Origin of the sequence: Actinomyces oris (assembly GCF_001937445.1) — a bacterium.
GTDB lineage: Bacteria > Actinomycetota > Actinomycetes > Actinomycetales > Actinomycetaceae > Actinomyces > Actinomyces acetigenes.
In genome coordinates this window covers 43227-51572 of the sequence record NZ_MSKS01000014.1, presented here as the reverse complement: position 1 = coordinate 51572, position 8346 = coordinate 43227, and the positions used below count along the sequence as shown (strand labels likewise).

Here is an 8346-nt window from a genome sequence, read left to right as displayed (position 1 = left end):
CCCCGGCACGCCTTGGTCCTCCACCTCTGCACCCTTTGTGCAGGTCAGTGCAAGGCGCTTGCGAGCAGATCGAGCCCCACGCTGCCCAGGTCGATGCCCCGGTTGTGGAAGGCGCGCAGGTCCAGCTCGCCGCCCTCGGTGAGGGCCTGCTCCTGGGCGCGGCGCCGACCGGCCTGCCAGACCCGTTCCCCCACCGCGTAAGCCAGCGGCTGGGCCGGCCACCCCAGGTGCCGGGAGACCTCGAAGCGCAGACGCCCCTCGGAGATCACTGTGTGGTGGCGCAGCACCGCGGTGACGGTCGCCCGGTTCCACTCGTGGCAGGCCCCCGGGAGGGCTGCGACGTCGTCGGGCACGGGGAGCCGGGAGTGGACTCCCAGGTCCACGAGGACGCGGGCCAGGCGCCAGCGGCGTGCCGCCAGGCGGCCGAAGCGGTCCTCGGGCGTGGGCATGAGCCCGAACTCGTCGGCGAGGGACTCGGCGTACAGGCCCCAGCCCTCGTCGCACCCGGGCACGGAGCCCAGGTAGCGCTGCCAGGCGGTCAAGCGCGTGCTGGTGGCGTGCGCACCGACATGGACGTGGTGCCCCGGGACCGACTCGTGCAGGATCGTGGTCCGCTCCTTCCACGGCCACACCAGCTGCTCGCCGTCGGCCAGGGAGCGCATGACGATGCCAGGCCGGCGCTCCCCGCCGGTACCGCGCGGCTCCTCGTAGTGGACCGCGCCGTCGCCGGGCTCCCCGAAGCGTACTCGGGGACGGCCCAGGCCGTCGGGCGGGTCGAGGATCCGGCCGACGACGGCGTCCCAGGCCTCGTCAGCCACCTCCTGCGCCCAGGTCGTGTAGTCCTCCGGGCGCAGGGCGCGGGTCAGGTCGGCGCGCAGGTGCCGGTTGAGGCTGCCGGCATTGGCGCCAGGTCCCAGGACGTCGACGGCGATGGCGTCCTGCTCGGCGATGACCCTCCCCAGCTCCTCGGTGGCCCAGGCGTAGGTCTCCCCAGGGTCGACCCGCGTGCCCAGGACGCGGCGCATCCACAGGGCGTGGCGCTGCGGGCCGACCCCCTCGGCCTGGGGGGCGCGAGGCGAGAGCGTCGTGCGCAGGTGCGAGGCGAAGTCCAACGCTGCGCGGCGGGCGACGATGTCGGCCTCCTGGAGCTGGACGTGCAGGGTGGCCGGCAGGTCCTCGGGCAGCGCCTGGGTGCGGCGTCGAGCGAGGTCGCGCGCCTGCCCGGCGACGACGTCGACCTGACTGAGCGGGGCGATCACACCGGCCTCGGCGGAGGCGGCCAGGGAGGCGGCCAGTCCCTCCAGGGCGGTCGGCAGCGCCTCCAGGCGGGTGCGGTGCAGGTTCCAGGCGTCCTCCCACTTGGCCTCGGCCTCGGCGAGGTCCGCCTCCTCGGAGCCGGCGCGGTCGGGGGCCCCAGGGGGCCGATGCAGCTGACGGGCGATCTGCTGGAACGGCGAGGACAGGAAACCGAGGTTGCCACCCTCCTCCCCGGCGGAGATGAACTGGATGGAGGTCTCCAGACGCTCCAGGAGGTGGCGGCGCAGGAGCTCGTCAGAGCCGGTCGAGTGGTCGACGGCGGCCACGCGGTGGCGCAGGGAGCGCTCGGCACTGAGACGCTCGACCAGCCCCGCGGGCGAGTAGTCGGGCAGGATGGTCCCGCCGGGCAGACCGGTGCGGGCGGCCGCCTCAGGGTCGTGGGCGCACAGGAGCAGGGCGTACTCGTCGGCAAGGTCGCGCAGGACGACGCCGGCCGCCGCGGTCTCGGAAGGCGAGTGGACCGAGGAGCGGGTGACGGCCTGGGCGGAGGTGTGGGCGGCGGGCGCCGCGGAGGCTGCCGCCTCGACCTCATGCACGCTCAAGGGGGCACCTGCCGTGCGGACGGCCCGCCAGGTTCCTGAACTCGGGTGGTGCGGATGGACCGGCGGCCGCTCGGGCGGCCCGGTGCTCACCGGACTGGTGGCGGGCACAGGCGTGACGTCCGCCGTACCTGCGGGGGCGTCCTGCGTGCGGGAGCCGGTCGAAGGTGCAGCAGGTTCGGCGGGAGAGTACTTAGAGGGGTGATCGGTCATAACAACAGGCCTTTCGCTTCACTCACCGCATGGCGTGCGGGCCCGGCGGCGACATTGCCGTCTCACCAGGGTGCCAGGAAGCGGAACAAAGATCCATAGACATCGCAGATCTGACGGCGAAGAAGAGAAGATTGAATAGTTGATAGGCGCCTCGCCCTGCTTGAAGGCGACGGGCGCGGGTGGGAACTGGTACTGGTCTGACCCCGAGGTGCGAGGCTCTACGACGAGCCCGGACCGGAGCCTCGGCCTCGGATGCGGGGAGCCAGGGCTCCCCCTCCGACCGACACGGGCGCTCGAGGGCGCGGGCCGGGATCAGCGAGTGGCTACTGGGTAGCGGTCAAGAGGCGTCGATGGCGGCCGGCCGATGAGCAGGGGCGCAGCAGACTGACACGCATGGCCGTCGACCGCGGCGCGCAGCCGCAAACGGTACGGGTCATCAGTGCTCCTCTCATCCTGGACGGGCCGAGACACCCCGGCGTGGAGCGCTCGTCGCGCGCTCATCGCGCCGTGATGGACATGATTGAAGGACGCTGCGCCGGTGGTGTCAAGGATCTGCGGTCGAGGTTCACCCATACCGATATCCGCGCAGGTCAGGGGCATTCTCAACGGCCGCTCGACGTCGTTGCGATAGCACCGTTGGTAACGTTAACAAGGAGGCCATCAAGCAATCTTCGCACCAACCTCTCCAACCCCGGATCGACCACATAGTGGTCACTCACGGTGAACATGATGTAACCCTTACCCGCGTGGGCACGAGGCGTCTCCCGGGCGCACGGACGACACCCAGGAGACGCCTCTGGCGCAGAGCCCGAGGATCAGAGCCGCTTGCGCACCGCCCAGACCCCGAGCGTGATGGCGAGCACGGCGGCGACGGCCTCGCCGACAAGAAGCGAGGTCATCGTGGGCGGCCTGCTCATGAGTGCGACGGACTGCATCCCGTCGAGGACGTAGGCCGGTGGCCACCAGCGGTTGAAGGCGCGCACGTCAGGAGGCAGGGTTGCCAGGCTGGAGAAGCCCCCGGAAGCGAAGAAGGTTCCGGCGAAGGTCACCAGGAGGAGGGGCTGGATGGCGCGGTAGTCGCGCAGCCAGGCTCCAATGGCCACGCCGAGTCCCGCACAGGTCAGGGCGGCCAGGCCGCCAATGAGCAGCAGGAGGGGCAGGCGCTCCCAGGGGATGCGCACCCCGAAGAGGGCGACAGCGATACCCAGGGCGACAAGGGCATTGGTGGCGCCGGCGACCAGTCCGGCCAGGAGCTTCCCGGCGACGATCGGCCGGCGCGCCCTGGGAGCAAGACGGATCTCCTTGACCGTGCTGCGCTGCCACTCGCGAGCCACGATGATCGCCGTGTTGAGGGCCGCCCCGACCATGATGGCCAGGATCGAGGCACTCAGCCCGATGAAGCAGCGTCGCCACACGTCCGTCGGTCGGGTGGTGCTCTGCTCGACCATCACAGGCGTCAGGGCCGGCTCGTGGTGGCTGGCGTAGTCCAGGAGCACCCGGTTGAGGCGAAGCCGGGCGTTCTTCATCATGTCGGTGTTGATGTTGAAGACCTGGGTATCCAACGTGGGAATCTCGCCTTGATCCATATCGGCGTCGAAGTCCTCCGGGATGGTGACGACGAGCTGGAGACGACCCTGCTCAACAAGCTCGCGGGCCTCGTCAGGATCGGTGGTGACGACGTGGAAATAGGGCGAGATATTGCTGCGCAAGTCATGGATCTCCTGAACGAGCTCCTGGGAGTGCTCCCCGCGGGAGTTGTTGATGAGACCGATGTTCCACTCGTCGCCACCGAACCCGAACAGCACAGTGGAGACGAACATGAGAACGAGCGGAATGGCCATCGGGCCGAACATGGACTGGGGGTCGCGCGCCCACTGCTTGAGGTCCTTGACGGCGACGGCGAGGGTGCGGTCGAGGTTCATGCGTTGCCTCCTGTGAGTTGGTTGTAGGCGCGTCGCAGGAGCCACGAGGCCAGCAGGAGAACGGCAGCAGCAGACAGCGCCACGATCGTGAGGTGAAGAGCCAGGTTGGAGGACTCGCCGGTGAGGAAGATGCTGCGGGCGGCAAGGAAGGAGTAGGTGGGCGGAAGCAGCCGGGACAGCCCCCACAGACTCTCCATGGGCTGGGACCAGGCCAGTCCCCGCATGGACTCCTCATTGCCACAGACCAGGAAGAACATGATGGCCAGGGCGATAAGGGTCGACGACGTCGCTAGGGTCTTCTTGCTGGCCACACCGAAGGCGGCCCCGATGCCGGCCCCCATGAAGGTCGTCATGGCCATGATCGCCGCCATCTGCCACAGGGATCCGACCGGCCTGAATCCGAATCCCACCACGAGCACGACCAGGACGAGGGCCTCGCTGACCAGTGACTGACCGAGCCCGGCGATCACCTTGCCGGCTACGAGGGTGCCGCGACGCACCGGGGCGAGCAGGAGCGCCTTGACGGTGCGGTCGTTCCACTCGGAGGCGACGCCCAGACCGGTGTTGACCATGCCGGCGTAGAGGCATCCGAACAGGAGCAGGGAGGTCGATATGTAGCCCAGCATGGTGGGGTCGCTGGGGAGCCAAGAGGTCTCATGAACCACGGCGATAGGGCGGGTGAGCTCGGCGTCGAGATTCTTCACAGCCAGGTCGAGACGCAGCCGGAGGTTCTTGGAGTAGTCGGAGTTGATGTTGTTGAGCCGGAGCTCAACCTTGGCGTCACCGTTGTCGACAGCGTCGTCGAACCCCTGGGGGATGACTACCATGGCCAGTGAGGTCTGATTCTCAAAGGCCTGGCGGGCGGTGGCGGCGTCAGTGGTGACGACCTCGTAGTAGGGCGCCTCCACGGAGCGGATGTCACGCATCTGCTCGATGAGCGCCGCGGACTGCGCGGAGTGGTCCTCGTCGGCGATCATGATCGGCCCAGTGGCCGACAGCGGCACGATGATCGAGTAGAAGAAGATGAAGACCAGCGGAATGGCGACACTGATGATCATGAGGAAGGGTTGGCGGACGAACCGCTTCCAGTCCTTGACGGCGATCGACCAGGCCGAGGCGAGCCAGGAACGCATCATGCATCACCATCCCTCAGAGCGCTTCCAGTGAGGTTCAGGAAGACATCGTTGAGATCCGGGCGCCTTACCCCCAGGACCCGCACCTCATGGCCACTTCGAGCAAGCGCGTCCATGACTGCGCTCAGCGTGGCCGGCCGCCCATCGGTCGCGACGACGACGCCGGCGGCCTTCCCGGTGACCTCCTGAACCCCGGGGAGGCGGCTGAGGAGGTCACGATCGCCGGCGGGCAAATCGGTATGCAGATCGATCAGCGACTGGCCGAGGTCGTCGCGCATCGCATCAGGAGTCCCTGACGCGATGAGCCTTCCGTGGTCGAGAACGGCCAGCTCGTGAGCGAGCGCCTGCGCCTCCTCCATGTAGTTCGTGGTCAGCAGGACGGTTCCGCCGGAGTCGGCTATGTCGCGGATGCGCTGCCACAAAGCAGCCCTGGACTGCACGTCGACGCCGAGCGTCGGCTCATCCAGCACGACGACCGACGGCTTGGTGAGCAGAGCCCGGGCCAGAGCGAGCCTGCGCTGCATCCCGCCGGAGAAGGTGCCGGCCCGGTCATGGCGCCGCTTGGTCAGTCCGACCAGGTCGAGCACCTCGGCGATGCGCTCCTGCCGCTCCCGAGCAGGCACCTGGTAGAGGCTCGCATGGAAGTGCAGGTTCTCCTGGGCGGTCAGATCGTCGTAGAGGGCCGTCTCCTGTGGAACCACACCGAGATGAGCCCTCACGCCAACAGGGTCCTCGCGCACGTCAATCCCTTCGCACAGCACGGTCCCGCCGGAGGGACGGAGCAGACCGCACAACAAATTGACCGCCGTCGTCTTTCCCGATCCATTGGGGCCCAGGAGACCGAACACTCGACCTCCCCCGATTCTCAGGTCAAGCTGGTTGATCGCGACCAGCGGTTCGGCCCTGCGGCGTTTGAAGACCATCCGCAGGCCCCTGAACTCGACTGCTGGCTCCCTCACATCAGACATGACAACCTCCTTTTCGATACGGTACGTATATCGTATCGATTTGAGCTGCGCCTCATCAAGGACCTTTGCCCCGCCAGCCCACCCAAGCCCCCACGATGCCGCCACCATGCCACCACCGCCCCGCCCCTGCTACCGTGAGGGTGTGACCAGAAGGGCCGTGGACGGTAAGACAAGAACTCCTGGGAGGGACGCAGGGAACAGCGCAGCGAAGGCCACCCGGGCGGGACGACCCCGCGACCCGTCGACCGACGCGCGCTTGCACGACGCCACCTTGCAGGTTCTCCGCGAACGCGGTCCAGCCGGCGTCACCGTCGAGGCCGTCAGCCAGGTGTCGGGCGTCGCGAAGACGACCATCTACCGCCGTCACGCCAACGCCCAAGAACTGCTCGACGCCGCCCTGGAGGAGTTGACCGCCGCTATCCCCCCGCCGAGTAGCCTTCCGCCGCGCGACCGCCTTGTTGCCAGCCTCTCCAGCTTTCAGCACGGACTAGAGGCGGGCATCGGCATGCACGCCTACGCGACCTTGATGACCCGTCCCCACGACCCTTTCGCCAAGGCCTGCCGCACCCGACTCCTCCAACCTCGCCTTGAGGCGCTTACGGTGCTCGTCGCCGACCTCCAGGTCCAGCACCTCGTCCGCGACGACGTCCCGGCCGAGATGATCGTCCTCATGATGGCCGGCTCATACTTCACTCGCACCGCCACACAGGGCGCCACCCCAGAGAGTTGGGCGCAGGACGCCGTTGACGCCTGGTGGGTCGACTGACCCCACCCCCACCCGCCACCGCGCACACCCCTTCGGCATCAGCACCCCCAAGAGGGAACGGCACGGCGCTCACGCACCCCTTGAGGCAGCTCCCAAAGCACCGGACCACCCCGCCCCAACCCCCGAGGACGTGCGAGACCCAACCGGTGCACCGAGCCGCTCAACCACTCAGCGAGAGCAGGAGACCGGGAGCAATCGCAGCGCTCCGACCACCCTTCACCCACACCCACTCGAAAGAAGAACACTCTCACTCTTGACAGATAGGTTAACCAAGTTAACCTATCTAGTGTGAAGATAGACCGGCGCAGCACGGACACCCGTCAGCGACTCATCGACACCACCCTGGACCTCATCGAGACCCACGGTTGGAGCGAGGTGACGCTGGGCGGCGTGGCTCGTGCGTGTCAGGTGACCACACCCGCCTGCTACAAGCACTTCCCGTCCAAGACCAGCCTCTTCGAGGCTGCGGCGCGCCAGCTGTCCACCTCGCTGGGCGAGCGCGCCGTCCCCCTGATCCAGGATGATCCGATCGAGTCGCTCGTCGGCATCGGCTCCCTCCTGGTAGACCTGGCCACCGAGCACCCGCGACTCTTCGAGTTCAATCAGGTCAGCCCCGCGGCCATCGCCGCGCTCGACCGATTAGAGGAGCACCCGCTGCTGGCATTGACCCGTGGCGAGGTGGAGCGCCTGGCCGCACAGCGAGGAACCGAGCCGGAACCGCTTCACCTCCTGGTGTGGTCTTGCCTTCAGGGCTACACCCAGCTCATCGCCGCCGGCGCCACCGACGCTGACGCCACCTTCATCCGCGCAGCCCTGCGCGCCATCGTCACGATTGGAGACAGCTGATGACAGCCAAGAAGACCCTCAAGAAGACGGGCGAGCACACCCTCATCGTCTACGCCCACCCCTACGACGGCTCCTTCAACCACGCCGTGCTCGAGGCCGCCACCTCCGCTCTGGACAAGGCGGGAAGGCCCTACGACGTCGTCGACCTCTATGCCGACGGCTTCGACCCGCGCTACACCGCCGAGGAGCTGGCCCTGTTCAGCGAGGGCGGCACGCTGGACCCGCTGGTGAGCCACTACCAGAAGCTCATCGAGGGCGCCTCGCGCATTATCTTCATCTGCCCGATCTGGTGGAGCGAGGTGCCCGCCATCGTCAAGGGCTTCGTGGACAAGGTCATGAAGCAGAACTGGGCCTACCACGCGACGGCCTCCGGGGTGAAGGGCCACCTCACCCACATCCAGCAGGTGCTGGTACTCACCACCTCAACCGCCCCGACCTGGTTCCTGCGCCGGTTCTGCGGCAACTACGTCAGCTCGGTGTTCCTGGGCGCCGCTATCAAGCAGCTGGGCATGCGCGGACGGAGCTGGGTCAACTTCGGCAAGGTGGGCAAGGCCGGCCGACGCCAGCACAAGAAGCACCTCAAGCACGTCGCCCGCCTCGCGGTGAAGTGAGGTATGAGCCCCACCGAGCCGGGCATTTTTC

The 8346-nt window shown here is 67.9% G+C and carries 8 protein-coding genes; 4 read left to right on the top strand and 4 right to left on the bottom strand.

The features are described from left to right. Window positions 1-44: 44 nt before the first annotated feature. The gene (locus BKH20_RS04905) at window positions 45-1853 is read right to left on the bottom strand and encodes a DUF885 domain-containing protein (protein ID WP_143224941.1); all 1809 of its coding nucleotides are present in this window, start codon (window positions 1851-1853) and stop codon (window positions 45-47) included. A 609-nt stretch (window positions 1854-2462) separates the two neighbouring features. Between BKH20_RS04905 and BKH20_RS13955 the strand changes: the two genes are divergently transcribed. Next, window positions 2463-2777 (top strand): hypothetical protein, encoded by a 315-nt coding sequence (locus BKH20_RS13955; RefSeq protein WP_143224939.1) that lies wholly within the window; start codon window positions 2463-2465, stop codon window positions 2775-2777. A 107-nt stretch (window positions 2778-2884) separates the two neighbouring features. Here the strand turns inward: BKH20_RS13955 and BKH20_RS04900 are convergent, their stop codons facing one another. From BKH20_RS04900 to BKH20_RS04890, 3 genes are read right to left on the bottom strand one after another with little or no spacing between them, the layout of a single operon-like run. Next, a complete protein-coding gene (locus BKH20_RS04900; protein ID WP_075390163.1) occupies window positions 2885-3991 on the bottom strand; it encodes an ABC transporter permease in 1107 nt (368 codons plus the stop codon). After that, a complete protein-coding gene (locus tag BKH20_RS04895; RefSeq protein WP_075390162.1) occupies window positions 3988-5127 on the bottom strand; it encodes an ABC transporter permease in 1140 nt (379 codons plus the stop codon). Before BKH20_RS04895 ends, BKH20_RS04900 begins: the two co-directional genes overlap by 4 nt. Then, complete coding sequence (locus BKH20_RS04890) at window positions 5124-6200, bottom strand: ABC transporter ATP-binding protein (RefSeq protein ID WP_081381595.1); 1077 nt, start codon at window positions 6198-6200, stop codon at window positions 5124-5126. The genes BKH20_RS04895 and BKH20_RS04890 overlap by 4 nt, the downstream gene beginning before the upstream one ends. A 163-nt stretch (window positions 6201-6363) precedes the next feature. Between BKH20_RS04890 and BKH20_RS04885 the strand changes: the two genes are divergently transcribed. The 3 genes from BKH20_RS04885 to BKH20_RS04875 all read left to right on the top strand — a co-directional run bounded on the left by BKH20_RS04885 (window position 6364) and on the right by BKH20_RS04875 (window position 8315). Beyond that, the gene (locus BKH20_RS04885; protein WP_218638079.1) at window positions 6364-6858 is read left to right on the top strand and encodes a TetR/AcrR family transcriptional regulator; all 495 of its coding nucleotides are present in this window, start codon (window positions 6364-6366) and stop codon (window positions 6856-6858) included. A 288-nt stretch (window positions 6859-7146) separates the two neighbouring features. Then, a complete protein-coding gene (locus BKH20_RS04880; protein ID WP_075390160.1) occupies window positions 7147-7704 on the top strand; it encodes a TetR/AcrR family transcriptional regulator in 558 nt (185 codons plus the stop codon). Continuing rightward, window positions 7704-8315, top strand: coding sequence for an NAD(P)H-dependent oxidoreductase (locus BKH20_RS04875; protein ID WP_075390159.1), 612 nt, complete (start codon window positions 7704-7706; stop codon window positions 8313-8315). The genes BKH20_RS04880 and BKH20_RS04875 overlap by 1 nt, the downstream gene beginning before the upstream one ends. The last annotated feature ends 31 nt before the right edge of the window (window positions 8316-8346 follow it).